This is a genomic window from Amycolatopsis benzoatilytica AK 16/65 (assembly GCF_000383915.1).
Classification (GTDB): domain Bacteria; phylum Actinomycetota; class Actinomycetes; order Mycobacteriales; family Pseudonocardiaceae; genus Amycolatopsis; species Amycolatopsis benzoatilytica.
Genome location: NZ_KB912942.1, coordinates 6,115,249 through 6,134,495 on the forward strand (window position 1 = coordinate 6,115,249; position 19,247 = coordinate 6,134,495).

General features: G+C 70.3%; 15 protein-coding genes. 4 read left to right on the forward strand and 11 right to left on the reverse strand.

Translation table 11 applies throughout. The annotated features are described in order from the left end of the window. Positions 1 to 25: 25 nt before the first annotated feature. The 3 genes from glmM to rplM all read right to left on the reverse strand — a co-directional run bounded on the left by glmM (position 26) and on the right by rplM (position 2,534). Positions 26 to 1,363: a phosphoglucosamine mutase gene (gene glmM, locus AMYBE_RS0128215; protein ID WP_027928103.1), complete on the reverse strand. Its 1,338-nt coding sequence runs from the start codon at positions 1,361 to 1,363 to the stop codon at positions 26 to 28. 215 nt (positions 1,364 to 1,578) lie between these two features. Further along, positions 1,579 to 2,070: a 30S ribosomal protein S9 gene (gene rpsI, locus AMYBE_RS0128220; RefSeq protein ID WP_020662760.1), complete on the reverse strand. Its 492-nt coding sequence runs from the start codon at positions 2,068 to 2,070 to the stop codon at positions 1,579 to 1,581. 11 nt (positions 2,071 to 2,081) lie between these two features. Then, the gene (rplM, locus tag AMYBE_RS0128225; protein ID WP_004560141.1) at positions 2,082 to 2,534 is read right to left on the reverse strand and encodes a 50S ribosomal protein L13; all 453 of its coding nucleotides are present in this window, start codon (positions 2,532 to 2,534) and stop codon (positions 2,082 to 2,084) included. Between the two features lie 309 nt (positions 2,535 to 2,843). Here rplM and AMYBE_RS0128230 point away from each other — a divergent pair, with 309 nt between their 5' ends. Continuing rightward, positions 2,844 to 3,692, forward strand: a complete 849-nt coding sequence (locus tag AMYBE_RS0128230; protein ID WP_020662761.1) for a hypothetical protein — start codon at positions 2,844 to 2,846, stop codon at positions 3,690 to 3,692. A 52-nt stretch (positions 3,693 to 3,744) separates the two neighbouring features. Further along, entirely contained in the window at positions 3,745 to 4,548 is an 804-nt protein-coding gene (locus AMYBE_RS0128235) for a DUF4333 domain-containing protein (RefSeq protein WP_020662762.1), read from the forward strand. A 264-nt stretch (positions 4,549 to 4,812) separates the two neighbouring features. Here AMYBE_RS0128235 and AMYBE_RS0128240 read toward each other — a convergent pair whose 3' ends face one another. The 5 genes from AMYBE_RS0128240 to AMYBE_RS0128260 all read right to left on the reverse strand — a co-directional run bounded on the left by AMYBE_RS0128240 (position 4,813) and on the right by AMYBE_RS0128260 (position 12,183). Then, positions 4,813 to 5,103: a WXG100 family type VII secretion target gene (locus AMYBE_RS0128240; RefSeq protein WP_020662763.1), complete on the reverse strand. Its 291-nt coding sequence runs from the start codon at positions 5,101 to 5,103 to the stop codon at positions 4,813 to 4,815. Positions 5,104 to 5,163: 60 nt separating this feature from the next. Continuing rightward, positions 5,164 to 5,490, reverse strand: coding sequence for a WXG100 family type VII secretion target (locus AMYBE_RS0128245; RefSeq protein ID WP_020662764.1), 327 nt, complete (start codon positions 5,488 to 5,490; stop codon positions 5,164 to 5,166). Positions 5,491 to 5,733: 243 nt separating this feature from the next. Next, complete coding sequence (locus AMYBE_RS0128250) at positions 5,734 to 6,093, reverse strand: hypothetical protein (protein ID WP_020662765.1); 360 nt, start codon at positions 6,091 to 6,093, stop codon at positions 5,734 to 5,736. Positions 6,094 to 6,104: 11 nt separating this feature from the next. Further along, positions 6,105 to 8,120 (reverse strand): type VII secretion-associated protein, encoded by a 2,016-nt coding sequence (locus AMYBE_RS0128255; RefSeq protein WP_020662766.1) that lies wholly within the window; start codon positions 8,118 to 8,120, stop codon positions 6,105 to 6,107. 43 nt (positions 8,121 to 8,163) lie between these two features. Continuing rightward, positions 8,164 to 12,183, reverse strand: coding sequence for a type VII secretion protein EccC (locus AMYBE_RS0128260; protein ID WP_020662767.1), 4,020 nt, complete (start codon positions 12,181 to 12,183; stop codon positions 8,164 to 8,166). 327 nt (positions 12,184 to 12,510) lie between these two features. On the opposite strand from AMYBE_RS0128260, the gene eccD reads away from it, so the two are divergent. Together eccD and AMYBE_RS0128270 are read left to right on the forward strand one after the other, a co-directional pair. Next, positions 12,511 to 13,911 (forward strand): type VII secretion integral membrane protein EccD, encoded by a 1,401-nt coding sequence (gene eccD / locus AMYBE_RS0128265; RefSeq protein WP_027928104.1) that lies wholly within the window; start codon positions 12,511 to 12,513, stop codon positions 13,909 to 13,911. A gap of 8 nt (positions 13,912 to 13,919) precedes the next feature. Next, entirely contained in the window at positions 13,920 to 15,551 is a 1,632-nt protein-coding gene (locus AMYBE_RS0128270; RefSeq protein WP_020662769.1) for a type VII secretion-associated serine protease mycosin, read from the forward strand. A 118-nt stretch (positions 15,552 to 15,669) separates the two neighbouring features. Here AMYBE_RS0128270 and AMYBE_RS0128275 read toward each other — a convergent pair whose 3' ends face one another. The 3 genes from AMYBE_RS0128275 to eccB form a co-directional block, all read right to left on the reverse strand. Then, positions 15,670 to 16,776, reverse strand: coding sequence for a WXG100 family type VII secretion target (locus tag AMYBE_RS0128275; protein WP_020662770.1), 1,107 nt, complete (start codon positions 16,774 to 16,776; stop codon positions 15,670 to 15,672). Next, entirely contained in the window at positions 16,773 to 17,075 is a 303-nt protein-coding gene (locus tag AMYBE_RS0128280; protein WP_020662771.1) for a hypothetical protein, read from the reverse strand. Before AMYBE_RS0128280 ends, AMYBE_RS0128275 begins: the two co-directional genes overlap by 4 nt. Before the next feature lie 88 nt (positions 17,076 to 17,163). Beyond that, a complete protein-coding gene (eccB, locus tag AMYBE_RS0128285) occupies positions 17,164 to 18,801 on the reverse strand; it encodes a type VII secretion protein EccB (RefSeq protein ID WP_084470166.1) in 1,638 nt (545 codons plus the stop codon). Positions 18,802 to 19,247: the final 446 nt, after the last annotated feature.

Consider the following 19,247-nt stretch of genomic DNA (forward strand, 5'->3'; position numbering starts at 1 on the left):
AGCCGCAGCGATTCGGGCAGATCGGTCAGCAGACCGCGGACACGACTCCGGCCAGCCGATCCGCCGCCGCCTGTGCCGTGGCGTGGGCCGGAGCCTCGACCATCACCCGCACCAGCTGCTCGGTTCCCGAAGGCCGCAGCAGAACCCGGCCTTCCTCGCCCAGCTCCGCTTCGACCTCGCCGACCGCGTCCCGGACCTCGGCGGAGCCGGCCACCGCGGCCTTGTCCACCACCGGGACGTTCACCAGGACCTGCGGCAGGCGCTGCATCACGCTCGACAGCTCCGCCAGCGGCTTCCCCGTCGCAGCCATCCGGGCCATCAGCCGCATGGCGGTCAGCAGGCCGTCACCGGTCGTTGCGTGAGCGGGAAGCACTACGTGGCCGGACTGTTCGCCGCCCAGGGCCAGGCCGGATGCGCGCAGTTCCTCGAGCACGTAGCGGTCTCCGACGGCGGTCGTCACGACCGTGATGCCGTGCGCCTTCATCGCCAGGTGCAGGCCCAGGTTGCTCATCACGGTCGCGACCAGGGTGTCCTTCACCAGCGCGCCCTCTTCGGCCAGCGCCAGCGCCAGGACCGCCATGATCTGGTCGCCGTCCACCAACTCGCCGGAGGCGTCGACGGCTACGCAGCGATCGGCGTCGCCGTCGTGGCCGATGCCCAGGTCGGCCCCGTGTTCGACCACGGCCGCGCGGAGCAGGTCCGGGTGGTTCGAGCCACAGTTCTCGTTGATGTTGATGCCATCGGGGTTCGCGTGCAGGGCCACGACCTCGGCGCCGGCCCGGCGGTACGCCTCCGGGGCGGCGACGGACGACGCGCCGTTCGCGCAGTCGACCACGACCTTCAGCCCGGCCAGCGGGTGCGGCGTGGCGGCGACCAGGTGCTCGAGGTACTGGTCGAGCGCCTCCGGGACCTCGGTCACCCGGCCGACGCCGGAACCGGTCGGGCGGGTGACTCCGGCGGCGTCCAGGCCGGCTTCGATCTCGTCCTCGATGCTGTCCGGCAGTTTGTGGCCGCCGGCGGCGAAGAGCTTGATGCCGTTGTCCGGCATGGGGTTGTGCGAGGCGGAGATCATCACGCCGAGGTCCGCGTCGAGCTTGCCCACGAGGTAGGCGACCGCGGGCGTGGGCAGCACGCCGAGCCGCAAGACGTCCGCGCCGGCCGAGGCGAGGCCGGCCACCACGGCCGCCTCCAGCATCTCGCCGCTCGCGCGGGGGTCTCGGCCCACGACGGCCACCGGACGGTGCGAACGGTCGTGCGCGGCCAGTACGCGCGCGGCGCTCGCCGCGACCGCCAGTGCCAGCTCAGGGGTCAGGTCGGCGTTGGCCAGACCGCGTACCCCGTCAGTGCCGAACAGTCGAGCCATCTCGACCTCCTTGTCCACCTAGTTCACCGAGCCTCGGGCGAAAGCGCCCGACCAACCTAGCTGTGGCCCGGACGAGCGTGCGCCCTACCCCTGGACAGTCGCGGCGACCGCCGCAAACGCATCAACTGGGCACGCATCAAGTCCGGAAAACGCCGGAAGCGCCCATCCGATGGACGGATGGGCGCTCCCGGGGTTGCGCCAGAAACGCTGAAAAATCAGCGCTTGCTGTACTGCGGAGCCTTGCGGGCCTTCTTGAGGCCGTACTTCTTCCGCTCCGTGGCGCGCGCGTCACGGGTCAGGAAGCCGGCCTTCTTGAGTGCCGGGCGGTCGTCGGCGTCGACCTCGACCAGCGCACGGGCGATGGCGAGACGCAGCGCGCCCGCCTGGCCCGAGATCCCGCCGCCCTTGAGGTTGGCGAAGATGTCGAAGGAGTCCGGCTTCTCGACGGTCACCAGCGGCTCCTTGATGAGCTGCTGGTGCACCTTGTTCGGGAAGTACTCCTCGAGCGTGCGGCCGTTGAGCTTGAACTCACCGGTACCCGGCACGACGCGAACGCGGACCACGGCCTCCTTGCGGCGGCCGACCGTCTGCGCCTTGCCACCGGCGGCGCGCGACGGGCGCGGGGCGGCGGGCGACTCGCTGGTCGCGACAGCCTCGGGGGTCTCGGTCGAGGCGACGACCTCGGCCTCGGTCTCGGTGCTGGTCAACTGTTCCTCACTCACTGCGCGACCTGCGCGATCTTGGTGATCTCGCGCGCCTGCGGCTGCTGCGCGGCGTGCGGGTGCTGCGGGCCGGCGTATACCTTCAGCTTCTTGGCCTGGGCGCGGCCGAGCTTGTTCTTCGGCAGCATGCCCTTGACGACCTTCTCCACAAGGTGCTCGGGCTTGGTGTCGAGCAACTCGCCGAAGGAGCGCTTCCGCAGACCGCCGGGGTAACCGCTGTGCCGGTACGCGAACTTCTGTTCGCGCTTGTTACCGGTCAGCGCAACCTTCTCGGCGTTGACGATGATGACGAAGTCACCGGTGTCCACGTGCGGGGCATAGGTCGGCTTGTGCTTGCCGCGCAGCAGCGTGGCGACCTCGGTCGCGAGCCGGCCGAGCACGACATCCTCGGCGTCGATCACGTGCCAGGCACGAGTGACGTCGCCGGGCTTGGGGCTGTACGTGGGCAAGGGTCTACCTCGTCGTCATTGCGTGTGGGTAATGTGCGGGCCGAGCGCTGACGCGCCGCATCGCACAACGACATATGAAGATACCCCTGTGGTCCCCGATGCTGTGCAGCGGGGGTGCGAAGACGCCTCACCGGCCGGTCGGAGCATACCGGGCAGCCCGCCGGACGCACCACGCCGCCGCGCGCGACACGCCAAGATGAGACGATTCCGGCGCGCACCCGCGCGAGCAGGACGAACACCTGGGGACGGCAGTTGAAAACACGAGCGAGGAAGACCCGAGCACTCCGCACCGCCTGCGCTGTCGGCGCCGTGCTGGCACTCGCGACCGCCTGCGGGCAGGCCCGCGCCGGCACCGCGCTGCCCGACGGGGACCAGGCGGCCGCGTACGTCGGCGCGAAGTTCGAAAAGGCCATGTCGAAGCTGGGCGACATCATCGTCGACCCGCGCAATGTGACCACTTCCACTGACCGGTACTTCCGGCTCGACGACAAGTACCTGCACAACATCGTCACCGCGGCGCGCACCGGCAGCCCGGAGAGCCGGATCGTGCACAACCGGTCGCAGAAGGACCCGAACGAGTTCCTCGACTCGTTCACCCCCGCCGACGGCGCGGTCGAGTACCTGCTGCTCGGACCGGCCTACAAGTCGCTCGAGCCGACGCCGTGGGTGTCGATGCCCAAGCCGGAGGCCGGGCTCGTGCAGGCGTGCTCCTGGGGCGGCGTGCAGATCGGCTGCCGGATGGGCGACGCGGTGGACTCCGCCTACCAGGCGGACAAGAAGGCGCTGCGCGGCGCGAAGAGCTCAGCGGACGGCAGCGAGCAGCTGACCGTCAACGTCCCGTTCTCGATCTTCCTCGACAAGCGGATCGAGATCCTGCCGGACAAGGTGCTCAACTCGATCGGGCCGGAGCTGCGCAAGCAGGTGGTGCCCGCGGTGATCACGCTCAAGCCGGACGGCTCGCTCGCCGAGTTCACGATGAACGCCAAGTTCGAGGGCGGCGGCCACAAGGTCGAGCTGCGCTACGACTTCAAGTTCACCGGCGTCGCCTCCGCCGCGGACCTGCCGACGGTGCCGGACCCGACGCAGGTCACCGCACTGCCGGACGCCGCAGCCAAGAGCGACTTCTACCGTCGGCTCGGCGAGCTGCAGGGGCAGTGATGCGCTTCCTTCCGCCGGTTCCCGCGCTGCCCGACTCCCGAGGTGACCTCCGATGACCCAGCCGCCCGACCAGTACCCACAAGGCCAGCCGCAGTGGTGGCAGCCGGGAGCGAACGCGCCGCAGCAGCCCGGCTATCCATCCGAAGTGGACGGTTCGGGACACCAGGGCCAGCCGTCCTCCGGCGGGCAGTGGGCGCAGCAGCCGCAGTATCCGGCGCAGCAGTACCCGCCGCAGGGCTATCCCGCCCAGCCGTACGGCCAACCCCAAGGGCAGCCCTACGCGCAGCCGCAGGGCCAGCCGGCTCCGGCGCAGCAGTACGGGCAGCCGCAAGGCCAGCCTGCTCCCGGGCAGCCCTACTCTCAGCCGCAGAGTCAGCCGATGCCTGGCCAGCAGTACGCGCAGCCCTACGGCGATCCGGCGCAGCCGCAGAGCCAGCCCACGCCGGCGCAGCCGCAAGACCAGCCCGGGGCCACGTACGGCGGCGGGTTCCAGCCGTCCGAGTACGGCGGCCTCGGCGCGTTCTCCGCGGCGGACAAGAAACCGCGATCGAAGAAGCCACTGCTGATCGCCGGCGCGGTCGTCGTGGTGCTGGCCGCGGCCGGCGGGATCTCCTGGGCGACCGGAGTGTTCTCCGGGGACACGCTCGAGCAGAAGTCTTTGCAGGACGGCGTTTCCCGGGTGCTCAACGAGAGCTACGGCGAGCCGGACGTGAAGAACGTCTCGTGCCCGTCCGGGCAGAAGGTGGGCAACGGCGTCACCTTCGACTGCACAGTGCAGGTCGGCGGGCAGCCGAAGAAGGTGACCGTGCGAGTGCTCAACGACAAACCGGAGTACTCGGTCGGCGCACCGCATTGATCCGCCCTAACCAGTAACGGGCCGTTGCTCGATTGCACGACAGCCCGTTCCGTGGCAGGCACAACCACGACGGCCTGTTACGCGTTTGGGCACAACCACGACGGCCCGTTGCGTGCCAAGGTGCGACTCAGTGCCGTGCCAGCGGTCCGCGCCCGCCGAAACCCGATCCGCGGTCCGCATCCCCGGCGAATTCCTTGCCAGCGCACGAAAACGGCGGGCCGGCACCCGAAGGTGCCTGGCCCGCCGTGGTTTTCCGAGCGTGGCTCAGAACAGGTTCTGCACCGAGCGGTCGGTCGCCTGGTAACCGTCGGCGATCTGCGGCAGGACGGCGGCGATCTGCGCCAGGAGCTGGGTCAGCTCCTCGAACTTCTGGTCCCACTCGCGCTGGGCGCCGTCGTACTGCTGCTTCGCTTCACCGGTCCAGCTGTTGGTCAGCGGGGCGAGGTCGCTCTTCAGGTTGTCGAAGAGGCCCTTCAGCTCGCCACCGGTGGAGGTGCAGTCCTCCGCGGCGCGGTGAATGGTGCCCGGATCAACAACAATGCGGCCGTCAGGCATGTCTAACTCCTGTCAGAAGAATGAAGAAAGAATGAGGAAGAACTGAACGGAAAAGCTGGGTCAGCCGAGGATGTCGCCGAAGCCCTTGTTGAGCGACTGGATGTGCTCGTGCTGCGCCGCTTCGCTCTTGGAGTAGGTCGAGCCCGCTTCCTGCAGCAGCTCGCCGATGCGGTGCAGCGCATCGTTCAGGCCGCGGCCGGCGTCGTCGAAGCGGCGCATGACGGCGTCGAAGGCACGCTGCGCGTCGCCTTCCCAGCCCGCGCGGGTCGCCTCGATGTTCGAGCGCAGGTCGCCCAGGTTCTTGTTCATCCGGCTGGTCGCGTCGGTAACGCGCCCCTCGGCCGCGGTGAATTCCTTCGGATCCCCAGTGAAACCGCCAGAAGCCATTGGGAGCTACCCCCTTCGTGAGTGGTTGTGCGCGCCAGCTGGTGTTCCCGGCACTGCACCTACGACGAAGACATTGCCAGTTCGGTTCTCGGTTGTCGCGACTTCTTCGCAAGTAGTTGCTTGCGGGAACGCCGGATCAGGGAACCGATTGACGAGCACCCGCTGACCGCACCACGGATGATCGCGGAAAAACCATGTCCACCAGCGTGGTTAGCACACGCACAGGGCAGTTCCGAGAACATTTCAGAGCGGTCGGCGCATGATTCGCAACTGCGAAAAGTCCTCGTCCTCATCACTCGTCCGTGTCGGTTCGGGCGAAACTTGCGGACGGACGGGAACCGGATCGGCATCCTGCGGCGCCGACGGCATCGGCAATCCGCGCGCGGCACGAAACCGGCGGGCGGCACCGCCCAGTGCGGACGGCGGCACCGGCGCCGCGCCGGAAAGCCGGCGGCGGCCGAACTCCTTCAGCAGTTCCCGGTTTTCCTTGCGCCTGCGTTCGCTGCGAGCCAGCGCGGTGCTCGCGACGCGCCGGGAAAACGTGACTGCGTCCTGCCCAGCGCGGGTGAAAGCCGCCGGCGCGGATTCCGGTTCGGACGGCAACGGGAACTCCTTCAGCTGAGGATCTTCAAGGTGCGCACCACTTGGTCACAGGCGGCGTCGATGCGCGGTTTCAGCTCGGGCTTCTGGTACTGGCAGCCGACCGCGACCCGGAACTGTCCCTGCACGATCACGTACCAGTTGACGATGATCTGCTCGTCCTTGGCTTCCTGATAGCTGATGACTGCCCGGCCACCATAGGTGCCATTCGGGTTGAACGCACTGATCCGGTTGCTGCTGTCGGCGACCGACTGCATGCTGTCGACGAGCTTCTTGCGATCCGCGGTCGCGTCGAAGCCGTTGAGGAATTCCTGCGCGAGCACGAGGTCGTTGCCGCCGAGCGCGTCCTGCGGGCGCAGGATCACCTGCCGCTCGGCGACCTGGTCGGTGGTCTGGACCCAGTTTTCCGGAGCGACCAGGCTGTAGTCGTACTGCGTGAGCGTGCGGCCCTGCGGGGTGCTGTCGCCGCGAGTGGCGAAGTAGACGGCCGCGCCGCCGCCGAGCGCGACTACGAGCACCGCCGCCACGATCAGCCACAGCCGACGACGGCTCTTCGCCTTGCCCGCGGAATCCCCCGAGCTGCCGGCTCCGGGCGCACCGAACGCCGCGTTGCCGGAACCGTTCGGCAATGGACTGTTCGCCAGCGGACCGTTTGCGCCCGGAACCGGAACGCTGAACGGACCGCTCTGCGGCCCGCGGACTGGGTCGCCCGGCGGGAACCCGCGCGGCGGCACGGCTGAGCCGCCGCGCATCGGCTGCGGTACCGGCGGACCCGGCACCGGCGGCATGCCGCGCCGGGTCGGCACTCCCCCGCGGACGACCTCAGTGCGTTGCTCGACCGACCCCGGAATCGCCGTTCCGGGCAGCGCACCTGTGCGGTCGGGCTCCAGCAGGACCGCGCGGAGCGCGCCGCGAGCGACGACCGTCTCCGGCTGGTCCAGGCTGGTCGGCACGACGCCGGTGCGCTCGTGCACCAGCCGGGAGATCATCGGGATCCGGCTGGACCCGCCGACCAGGAAGATCGCGGCGAGCTGTTTCGGGCGCAGCCCGGAATCGCCGATCGCACCGCTGGTGAGTTCGACCACCCGGCCGAGCGGAGCCGCGATCAGCCGTTCCAGGTCTTCCCGGGTGACGTGCGCGTCCGCGAACGGCGGCGGCAACGGCACGTCGGTGTACGCGTGCCGGGACAGCGTCTCCTTCGCACCGCGCACATCCTGGCGCAGCACCCGGCGGCGGCGCCGCTCGGAAAGATCGTGGCCCGACACCAGTTGCTGCCACGCTTCCGGATCGGTGCCGGACACCAGCGACCCGACGTGGTCCAGCAGCGCCTGGTCGATGTCCGCCCCGCCGAAACTCGGGTCACCGCGAGTGGCCAGCACCTGGAACCCGCCGCGCTGCGGTGCCCCGCCCGGCGCTCGCGCGGCCCGGGCGGCTTCCGGCGACCGCTGCACGACGCTGACGTCCACCGTGCCACCGCCGAGGTCGAGCACGGCCAGTGCTTCGCCGGGACGGCCGGAGAACTCGACCGTCCGCCCGCCCGGCGCGGCCGCCGGAGCGAATGTGGCCGCGTGGTACACCGCCGCGGCCACCGGTTCCGGCACCAGCGCGACCTCGCGCGCCAGCCGGCCGGCGGCTTGGCGCAGCAGCCGGGTGCGGATCGCGCCCCAATCCGCCGGATGCGTCAGCACCAGCAGATCGACCGGGGCGTCGCCGGCGACGCGCCGCGCTTCCGCGACGGCGCGCTCCAGCACCGCGTGCACGACGTCGGTGACCCGAAGCACCGAATCGCCGAGGAGCAGGTCGCCCTCGTCGATCCGGCGCTTCGGGTTCGGCTCGTAGCGCGACGGGTCGACCGCCGCCTGCCGTTCCGCCTCCTGCCCGACGAACAGCGTGCCATCGGACGCCGCGTACACCGCCGAGGACATCAGCGGCTGCCCGTCGATCACCACGACCTGCGGTTCGCGGCCGTTGACCGAAACGACGACGCAGGTGCTCGAGGTGCCGAAGTCGACCGCGACCCGCACCGTCACCGGGAACCCCTTCCTTCGCCCGCGCGGGCTCGTCCCCGGTCGATCAGTCCGGCTGGATCCACGACACCTGGATCAGCTGCTTGCCGTTCTTGCGGCTGAGCATGTTGCCCCGGCCAGGCGGCATGGCGCTGGGCCGGATGTTGCCGATCAGGACACCTTCGTCGCGGGAGCCGTTCATCACCATGCCGGTGGCCGCGAGTTCCTTCAGCTTGCCCAGGATCGGGTCGTAGGCCGCGCGCGACGCACCACCGGTGCGCCGGACCACGATCAGGTGCAGGCCGACGTCCTTGGCCTGGGCCAGGAACTCCGCCAGCGGCTTGAGCGGGTTGGTGGACTGGGTCGCGACCAGGTCGTAGTCGTCGACCAGCACGAACAGTTCCGGGCCGCTCCACCAGGACCGGCTCTTGAGCTGTTCCTGGGTGACGTCCGGGCCGGGCAGCCGCCGGGTCATCGACCCGTTGACGTCCGCGACCATGCCCTCCAGCTGCTGCGCCGACACCGCGTAGCCCAGCAGGGACGGCCCCTCCAGGAACCCGAGCATCGTGCGCCGGTAGTCGACCAGCAGGATCACCGCTTCCTGCGGCGTGTACCGCTCGGTGATGCCCCGCGCGATCTGCCGCAGCAGGTTCGTCTTGCCCGACTCGCCGTCGGCGAAGGCGAAGAAGTGCGAGTCCGACTCGAAGTCCAGGTAGATCGGCTGGAGGTCTTCCTCGTTGACGCCGATCGGGACCATCTTGTGGTCGCGGCGGGTCTCCAGCGCGAGGACCTCTTCGTAGGTGATCATCTCCGGCAGCAGGCGGACCTGCGGAGCGACCCGGCCGCGCCAGGCGCCGCGGATCTTGGCCACCGCGTCGGCCACGCCCGCCGCGATCGTCTCCGGGTCGCTCGACCCGTCGATCCGGGGCAGGCCGCCCAGCAGGTGCAGCTTCTCCCGGGTGAGCCCGCGTCCGGGCCGTCCGGCCGGGACGTTGACCGCGATCCGCCGGTCCATCTCCGACTCGGTCGGGTCGCCAAGGCGCAGCTCGAGCCGGGTGCCGATCATGTCCTTGATCGCCGGGCGCAGGTCCGCCCACCGGTTCGCGGAAATGATCACGTGCACGCCGTAGGCAAGGCCCTGGGTGGCCAGCCGGGTAATCGAGGTTTCCAGCTCCTCGAAGTCGTCTCGCAGCGCCCGCCAGTTGTCCACGATCAGGAAGGCGTCGCCGAACGGATCCTGCTCGGCGGAGATCTCGCCGCGGCGCTTGCGGTTGCGGAACTCCGTCATGGAGTCCACGCCCATCTCGCCGAACCGGCCTTCGCGCTCGGTCATCAGCGTGGTCAGCTCGGCCACGATCCGTCGCGCCTTGTCCGGCTCGCGCCGGGCCACCGCGACGCCGCCGACGTGCGGCAGGTCGGCGAGACCGGCGAGGGTACCGCCACCGAGGTCGAGGCAGTAGAACTGCGCTTCCTCGGGGGTGTGCGTCAACGCCATCGACATGATCAGCGTCCGCAGCATCGTCGACTTGCCCGACTGCGGACCGCCGGCGATCACGCCGTGGCCCTGCGCACCGGAGAAGTCCGCCCACAGCAGGTCGCGCCGCTGCTCATACGGCCGGTCCACGATGCCCATCGGCACCTGCAGCCGCCCGTTGCCAAAGAACCCGACCGGGGAGAGACCGCGGTCCTCGGTGGGGTTGAGGTTCGGCAGCATCGTGTCGAGCGAGTTCGGCTCGTTGAGCGGCGGCAGCCACACCTCGTGCGCCGGCGGCCCCTGCCCGACCAGCCTCCCGACGATCACGTCCAGCTCGCTGGGCTCGACCGCCTCTTCGGACTCCTGCTTCTTCGGGGCTTCTTGTTCCTCGGCGACCGGTTCCGGCTCGGGTTCCTTCGGCAGTTCCACGAAGTCCGGCACGAACAACTGCGGGCGCTTGTCCGCGCGCACCACGGTCGCGGCCGGGCCGGCCGCCTTGATCCCGGCGGGCCGGTACGGCCCGGACACATACGACGCCTTGAACCGCACCAGGGTCGAGGTGTCGTACTTCAGGTAACCGCCACCGGGGACCGACGGCAGCTCGAACGCGTCCGGCACGCCGATCGCCGCGCGGGATTCCGCCGCGGAGAAGGTCTTCAGGCCGATCCGGTAGGACAGGTGCGAGTCCAGACCGCGCAGCTTGCCCTCTTCCAGCCGCTGCGACGCGAGCAGCATGTGCATCTGCAGCGACCGGCCCAGCCGGCCGATGGCGACGAACAGGTCGATGAAGTCCGGCTTCGCGGCCAGCAGTTCGGAGAACTCGTCACAGACGATGAACAGCGCGGGCAGCGGGTCGAGGTCGGCGCCGTTCTCGCGGGCCTTCTCATACTCCCAGACGTTCTTGAAGTTGCCGCCGTTCTTCAGCGCTTCCTGGCGGCGGTTCATCTCGCCGGCCAGTGCGTCCTTCATCCGGTCGACCAGCGTGACCTCGTCCGCGAGGTTGGTGATCACCGCGGACACGTGCGGGGCCTTGTCCAGCCCGAGGAACGTCGCACCGCCCTTGAAGTCGACGAGGACGAAGTTCAGCGTGCTCGACGAATGCGTCGCCAGCATCCCCAGTACCAGCGTCCGCAGGAACTCGGACTTACCGGAACCGGTCGCGCCGATGCACAGCCCGTGCGGGCCCATGCCCTCGGCCGCGGCTTCCTTGATGTCCAGCTCCACCGGCTGCCCGTACTCGCCGACGCCGAACGGGACGCGGTAGCGGTCGCGGATCGGCCGGGGCCGCCACGCCTGCTGCACGTCGAACGTCATCGGGTCGCCCGGAATGCTCAGCAGCTCCAGCAGCGAAGGGTTGGACAGCAGCGGCTCTTCCTCGCTGGTGTCGTTCCCGCCGCCGCCACCGCCGACCCGGTAGGGCGCGATCAACCGCGCCAACGCCTCCACCTCGACCACGCTCAGCCAGTCCGGGCGGCCGAACCACTCCACGCCGCCCGCGCTGCGCGCGCCGAGCCGCTCCTCCTCGACCACGAGCCGCAGACCGCGCCGGGCGGCCAGGTTGCCGATCGAGTCCGACAAGTCGATCAAGGTGACGCCGACCAGTCCCTCTTCGAGGATGATCTGCTCCTCGCGGGTCACTTCGGCGTCGTCGACGATGATCACGATGTGCGGCTGGTCCGGCGCGGGCGTCGCGTTGCGGGAGAACCGCTGCCGATCCCGCAGCTCCTCGTCCAGCCAGTCTTCGATCTGCTTGAGCGAGCCGGCCATCATCCGCAGCTGCCCGATGCCGTCCGACAGGTCCGGGTGCTGGACGTGCGGGAGCCACTTGGCCCACTCCCACTCCTCCTTCGCCCGGCCCGCGGTCGCCACCGCGATCATCACGTCGTCCGGGCTGTGGAAAGCCACCAGCTGGGCCAGCATCGCGCGGGTCAGCGCGCGGGTGCGGCTGCGCTCGCCCTGCATGCTCACCGCGGCGAACCCGCGCAGCGTGATCTGCGTCGGCAGGTCCGGCACGATCGAGTGCGCGCGCACGAACCGGCGCAGCGCGAGGGTGGCGATCGGCTCCAGCTCGTCGACCGGCCCCGTCTGAGGCGGCACCAGCCGCGTCGCCAGCCGGTGCGAACTGCGACCCACCCGCAGGTGCAGGAAATCCGCGTCGTTCTGGCGGCGCTCCCACATCCGGCGGCTGGCCGCGAGCGACCACAGCGACTGCGGGTCCGGGTGCACCCATTCGAGCGCGGCGCGCTGGTCGACCATCGCCTCGCGGGCGCGGTCGCGCATCTGGCCGAGATACCGCAGGTAATCCTTGCGGTCCTCGTCCATCTCGGCCTTCTTCTGGCCGCCGCCCTTGCCGCCGCCGCCCGCGAGCATGCCGACGGTGCCCATCAGCATCATGCCGCTCATCATGATCGTCGTCGGGCTCTTGCCGCCCGAGATGAACATGAACGCCATCATGCCGAGCGACGCGAAGATCATCACCCCCGGAATCGCCTTGGCGACAATGTTTCCCGGGATCGTGCGGGGCACCTCGGGCGGCGGCTCGAGGTGCACCTCGCCGCCGGGTGGGCGCGGCGCGGCCAGCCGCGGCGACTTCTTGAACTGCAGCGTGCTCATCGAAGGACCCCTCTATTCCTGCTCGACGCCTGCACCCGGGTGCGCGGGACAACCTATCGAACGTCGTCCCGGAAATCCGGCCAACTCCCGGATCGGCATCGTGCACTCCCCTCAAAGGGTCCCCGCGGGACCCGTCCTCCTGTGCGCCCGAGTGTAGGGACCGGCACCGACAGTAAACGGCCCAGGAGGACGCATCCGCTGGTCGGACTGGCCCGCCACAGCCTGGACGGGTATTTTCCCGGGCTATTTCCGGAGACGCGCTGAAACCTGTCACCAGGTTCGGTATAAGTTCCCCCGGGAGCTGACTCATCAGAGCGGGGGCATCTAGTGGCAACGGGCACGACGGTATTCAGCAGGGTCACAGTGGTCGCACCGACCACACGCATCGACGTGGCCCTCCCGGCCGACGTCGCGGTGGCCGACCTGCTGCCGATGCTGCTGGAGATGGCGAAGGAGGTCACTCCGGACGGCGGCGCCCGCCACGGCGGATGGGCACTGGCGAAGCTCGGCGACGCGCCGCTGGACCCCAGCCGCACGCTGGCGTCGCTGGGCGTGGTCGACGGCGAACTGCTGCAGCTGCGGAAACGCAACGAGAACCCGCCGCCGCCGCTGTACGACGACGTGGTCGACGCGATCGCCGAGTCCGACCCGGACACCTTCCGTCCGTGGACGAAGGAGACCGCGCGCCGGTTCGGTCACGCAGCGGGCGGGCTGGCCCTGTTCTTCTCGGCGCTGGCTCTGTTCTTCAGCGGTTCGCTCTACGGCGGCTCCTCGCTCGGCCCGGCCATCGCCGGCGGCCTCGGCGCGATCGCCTGCGTCGCGGTCGGCGCCACCCTGGTCAAGGGCTACCAGGCCGAAGCGACCGGCGTGCTGATCGCTTCGGCGGGCGGCCTCCCGCTGGCGTTCGTCAGCGGCTTCTACATCGTGCCCGGCCTGTCCGTCCGGGCGAACCTGCTGCTCGGCGCGGTCCTGGTGCTGATCGTCTCGGCGGTCTGCATCCTGGTCGTGGGCGCGGGCATCCGGGTCTTCATCGCGACCGCCACCGCCGGCGTGTTCGGAGCGCTCGCCTTCCTCGTCGCGACGCTGGTGACCAGCACGAACACGGCCTCGGTCGCGGCCGGCACGGTCGCCGTCGCGCTCGCCTGCATCTCGTTCCTGCCGCGCGCCACCATCTGGCTGGCCAAACTGCCGCTGCCGTACGTGCCGAGCACCGCCGAAGAACTCAAGGAAGACTCCGGCTTCCCGGACTACGAAGCGATCGAGCAGCGCACCGCGGTCGCGCACGACTACATGACCGGTCTGATGATCGGCTGCGGCGCGACCACCGCGCTCGCCGCGATTCTCGCGACCACCGCGCCGAATGTCTTCGGCATCATCCTCGGCATCATCGCCACCCTGGTCCTGCTGCTGCGCGCCCGCGCGTACGCGAACGGCGCGCAGGCCATCGCGCTGCTCACCACCGGCATGATCGCTGGAGCGGGCATCCTGCTCGGCTGGCTGTTCTTCTCGGCCACCGCGGACCAGCGGCTGCTGTACGTGTTCGGCGCGCTGATCCTGATCGCCGCCGCCTCGCTGGTGGTCGGCGTGGTCTTCCCGGACCAGCGCTTCTCCCCGCCGCTGCGCCGCGCGGTCGAGATCATCGAGGCGATCTGCATCGCCGTGGTGCTGCCGCTCGCGCTGGGCGTCATGGACCTCTACTCGACGCTGCGCCACCTGAACCTCAAATGAGCCGCGCCATGGGCTCCCGTCGTTCGGTCCCGCGCAAACTCGGCTTGCCGGGCCGGGCCGGGGTCGCGCTGTTCGCGGCCGGGCTCGGGATGTTGTCCCCGTTCGCCGCCGCGCCGGCTTCCGCGCAGACCGCGGCCACGCCGGCGGGCAGCTGGGCCACGCCGCCGCCGCTGCCGCCCGGTTACGGACCGCCGGCCGACGAGGGCGGGCCGGACAAGAAGTACAAGAAGAAGAACGAGTGCGTGCAGCGCAGCCTCGGGCAGAACGTCGTCATCAACGCCCGGCCGTGGGGCCAGGACTACCTGCAGCTGGACAAGGCCCAGCAGATCGTCCGGGCGAAGACGGGCTCGGTCGGCGGCGGCCAGAAGGTCGCCGTGATCGACACCGGTGTCACGAAGCACCCGTGGTTCCAGGACCGGCTGGAGAGCGGCGGGGACTACGTCGCGCCGCCGGACAACGGGATCGCCCCCGGCCTGCAGGACTGCGACGGGCACGGCACCGAGGTCGCCGGGATCATCGCGGGCAACCCCCGCGACCCGAACGTCGGGTTCATCGGGGTGGCTCCGGACGCGCACATCGTGTCCTACCGCCAGCTCAGCGAGAACTACACCAAGGACGACAGCCCGCAGCAGCCGCCGGCGAGCAGCGGGAACAGCCAGCCCCCGCCCGCGTCCAGCGGCAACAGCCAGCTGCCGCCGTCGTCCGGCGGCGGCACCGGCAGCGGCCAGCCCGGCGGCACCGCGCCGCAGCAGGACAACAAGGGCGACAACCGGCAGCTGGCCAAGGAAGGCACCGCGGGCACGCTCAAGACGCTCGCGGAGATCATCCGCAACATCGCCGACGGACAGCGCGCCGGCGTGATCAACATGTCCGTCGACCACTGTCGCGCCGGCACCGCCCCGGGTGACATCCAAGACGGCGAGCGGCAGGTCCAGGCCGCCGTGAAGTACGCGACCGACCGCAACATCGTCGTCGTCGCGGCGGCGGGCAACGTCTCGGAGGGCTGCCCGCAGAACGACCAGGCGGACCCCAACAAGCCGAAGTCCATCGTCACGCCGCCGTGGTTCGCCGACGACGTGCTGTCCGTCGGCGCGATCGACGATGACGGCAGCGTCGCGCAGTTCAGCGTGCACGGCCCATGGGTCGGCGTGGCCGCGCCGGGCACCAAGATCGTTTCGCTCGACCCGGCGCAGGACTCGCAGGGCCTGGCGAACCTGACCATTTCGAACGGCCAGGCGTCGCAGATCCAGGGCACCAGCTTCGCCGCGCCGTACGTGGCCGGCCTCGCCGCGCTGGTCCGTCAGATGTACCCGCGCCTCAATGCGAAAGAGGTCATCAAGCGGATCGAAGCGACCGCGCAGCACCCGGCCGCGCCAGGCGGGCGGGACAACTTCGTTGGCTACGGCGTGGTCGACCCGGTGGCCGCGCTCACCGCGAACCTGCCGGGCGACACCGGCGACCTGACACCGCCGAAGCCGGTCGTGCAGGAGGCGGTCCTGCCGCCGTCCGGCGCGGGCAGCTCGACGCCGATGATCGTCGCGCTGGCCGGGACCGGCGGCGGAGTCGCGGCGCTGCTGATCACTCTGTTCGTGATGCACACGATCCGGCGCAACCGGCCTTCGTCACCGAAGCCTCGCTGATCCCAGCGAGCTGGTGCGGTCCGTGAAGGGCCCCTTGAGGGAGTCTAAGTCCTTCAAGGGGCCCTTCACGGACGTTCGAGGCCGCTCGCCGCGTTGTCCGCGACGGCGGCCCCCTTGATCACTTTCCGGGTTTCGGCGTCTTCCCGCCCTTCTCAGGGCGTTTCGCGGGCGGGTCCTCACCGATCACCGGCGGGGTGACCTGCGCGGGCTCGCCGAAGATCTCGGACGCTTTGCCCGCGGCGCGCTGTTTCGGCTTGTGCGTCGCACCGCCGCCACCGCCACCGCCGCCGCCCATCATCGGCATCATCGGCATCATCGACATGCCGCCGCCTTGATTCGCCGCCGCGGCCGGCTGGGGAGCCGGCGCGATCGGCTCGGGCGGCGGGACGACCGCTTGGCCCTGCTCCAGGTTCGGGTCCGCGGCGGTTTCCTTGCCCGGGTGAGGATTCTCCGCTGCCGACGGGCTCACCGCATCGGCTGCCGACGAGGCCACAGCGGACTCTCCAGCCGAAGCGGCGGACGACTCGGCCGCGGAAACCGGTTCCTGCGCGACGGCTTGCGACCCCGGCTTCGACGACTCGGCGGCCGGCGCTGCCGAAGCATTCGGCGCAGGAGCGCCCGCCGGTCCGTCCGCGTCGTGCAGTCGGAACTGTTGCGCCGGATAGTGGTGCCGCAGCTCGATGCTCGACGGGCTGCCGGGCGGCGCGTCCACGCCGCTGCACAGCCGGCCGAACTCCTGCAGGACGTCTTCCGCCGAGTCGCAGAGCGATTTCAGCGATTCCCCGGTCTCCCGCATCTGCGACCGGGCCCGGGACGCGCCGCCGCTGGGCAGCATCGCCGACTCGGACAGCAGGTCGGCCGCGTCGACCAGGATCTCTTCGGCGGCGGCCGCGATCTTGCGCATCGATTCGGTGAGCTGGTCGAGCGATCCGGCGAGTGCGTCGAGCGCATCCTCCGCGCCTTCGCTGGCCGCCCGGATTTCGCCCATGTAGGCAACGAACGCGTCCGCGTCCGGGCCAGACCAGGACGCGTCGATCCGGCCCAGATCGTCCGCGAGATCGGTCGAGATACGGGCCGCGGTGCGGGCCGCGGCGCGCAGCCGCTCGGCCTCCGCGTCCAGCTCCTCCCAGCGCCCGGTCAGCGGCCGGTAATACGCGGCGACCGGATCGGTCACCCCGAGCTCGCGCGCGAGCTCGGTCACGTACGCCAGGGACGGCTCGGTCATCCGACCCTCCCCGCACGCTTGATCCGCTCGGCCGCGTCGGAGTCGCGCTCGGCGTGCCCCGCGGTCAGCTGCTCCAGCGCCGCACTGACCGACCGCAATGCGGCAGCCCCGGCGGCGAGCTGGCCACGCAAGGCGTGTGCTGCCTGTGTGTAGGACTCAGGCACGCCCAGCTGCGCGGCCAGCCCCCCGTATGCCTCGGCAGTGGTCGTTCCCACCTCGCCCGCGGCGGTTTCGAGCTCGTCAGCCGCTCCCGCGACCTTCGCCGCATAGCCGCCGACGACCGCCCCCTCGATCCGCACGGCGTTTGTACCCGGACTGCTTCCCGGCGCTGTCACGAACATCCTCCGCTCACCCGACTGTGTCGAGTGTGACGGACGGGACTCGCGGTCAGTTCCCGGCAGGCGCCTGTCCGGCCGCCGCGGCTGGCTGCTTGTACGAGCCGGCGTTCGGGTCGATCGGCACCGAGTCGAACTGCTTCATCACGTTCTGCACGTTCAGCGACGCGCCGGTGGGCAGCAGCCCGATGATCGACTCCGGCGCGGGCAGCCGGTTGTTCAGCCCGAGTCCTTCCGCGGTCGCCACGTCCGGCACGCCGTAGCGGATGCCGCGGTCGGAGATCAGCTGGATCGGGCCCTTGTTGAAGGTCTCCTTGGCATCGGTGGCCGACTGCACCACCGCGCCGTACCCGGTCGGCATGTAGAAGCCGGTGATCGGAAGGCCGTTCGGACCGGGAGTGCTGACGCTCAGGATCTTCGAGCTGCCGTCGGCGTTGGCCGGCACCGGGACCTTGTTGTTGATGTACACCGAGGTGTGCGCCTGGGAGTGGTCGGCGTTCAACGCCCAGCCGAGGCAAGCCACCTGCGAGTTCTGAGTGGCGTCGAGGACCGTCGGCACGACCTTCGGGTAGGTGTCGACGTCCACGTAGCCGGCGTCGCCGGGCTGCAGCACCTTGACGTTGTTGAGCCGGTCCAGGCCGAGCTGCACCGTGGTGGCCGTGCCGCCGCTCTTCGCCGTGCGAACGATGTCCGCGACCGCCGGCGACACCTTCTGGATGCCGGTCTTGGCGATCAGCCAGAACTCCTGCACATCTCCGGCCGGCTGGGTCGAGAAGACGCTGCCGACGGTCAGGCCGTCGAAGTTGCCCGGAGCGGTTGTGCCGTCGCCGTCCACCGCGGGCGGGTTCAGCGGAGTGACCTCGCGAATCGCGTTCAGGAACGCCTGCGACACCTTTCGTGCCTTCGACGGCAGCCGCAGCGCCGCGCGCACCGGGTCGTTCACGTCGCTCGGCAGCGCCGCGCGCACCGTGTTCGAGTCCGGGTGAGCCTGCGTGGCCGGCTGCCGGTAGATGAGGTAGGTCTTCCCGTTGCCCGTGTCGCCGAGCAGGGCCTGCTTGTCCTGCAACTCGGTGCCGAGGTTAGGGACGCCGGCCACCACGTCGGTGTCGGTCTGGTTGATCGAGTCCGGCTGCGGCAGCTTCGGGTTCAGCTTGACCTCGTCGCAGACCGCCCAATTGGGTGAAATGCGTTGGTCGGCCGAGGGCAGCAGCTGCGGGCCGTCCGGGATGCCGGTGAGCTTGTCGCGCGGCATGCCCTTGAGCTGCTCGTCCGAGACGACCGTGGGGTTCTTCACGTCGGCCGCCTGCGGCTGGGCCGGCGCACCCCCCTGGCCTTGTCCCTGACTCGCCTGCTGCTTCTGCGCCATGAGAATCAGCCGCGCGGACGCCAGGTTGAACGTCGGGATGAGCCGCGCCGGGTTGCCGGTGACGACATACACGGTGCCGGACTGCTCGCCGATCACGATGTTGTCCGTCGCCGGGACCGACGGCGCGGGGCTCAGCAGCCCCCACAGCACGAAGACCACCGCGCCGAGAACGCCGAGGATGACGCCGACCGCGGTAGCCCGCCCGTGCGAGCGCATCGGGTCGTGCAGCATCACCGCGTCGCGGCGGACCAGCGCGGACTGCATCCTGCGCAGGACGAACTTATATGCCTGAACCTGAGACTTAGTCGTGGGTGTTGATGGCATTCTCGACCTACAGTCCTCCCCGTCGCGGTACGGTTCCGCAGGATAGCCGTACGGGGACCGTCTGGTGTGGGGTTTCTACCAACTCCGGTTAGGGTCAGGCATCCCGGGACCGGCTTTCCGGGTACGCAGCACTCACGAGGGGAAGAGAACGCGCGGATGTCCGTCAGCACGCCTCCACGTCCGCCTGGTCCGCAGGGACCGCCACCGCCTCCCGGGGGACGCCCTCCGGGTCCGCCGCAGCGGCCCGGCAGAACCGGCGGACCGGGTGCGGCGCCCGGCGGTCCCGGCCTGCCTCCTCGCGGCCCGGGCGGCCCGGGCGGCCCCGGTGGACCGGCAGGTCCCGGCGGGCCCGGACGGCCCGGCGGCCCGGCGACTCCCGGTCCCGGTGTTCCCGCTCCCGGCGCCCCCGGCGGTCCCGGCCCCAAGCCTGGTCCGGGCGGCCCCGG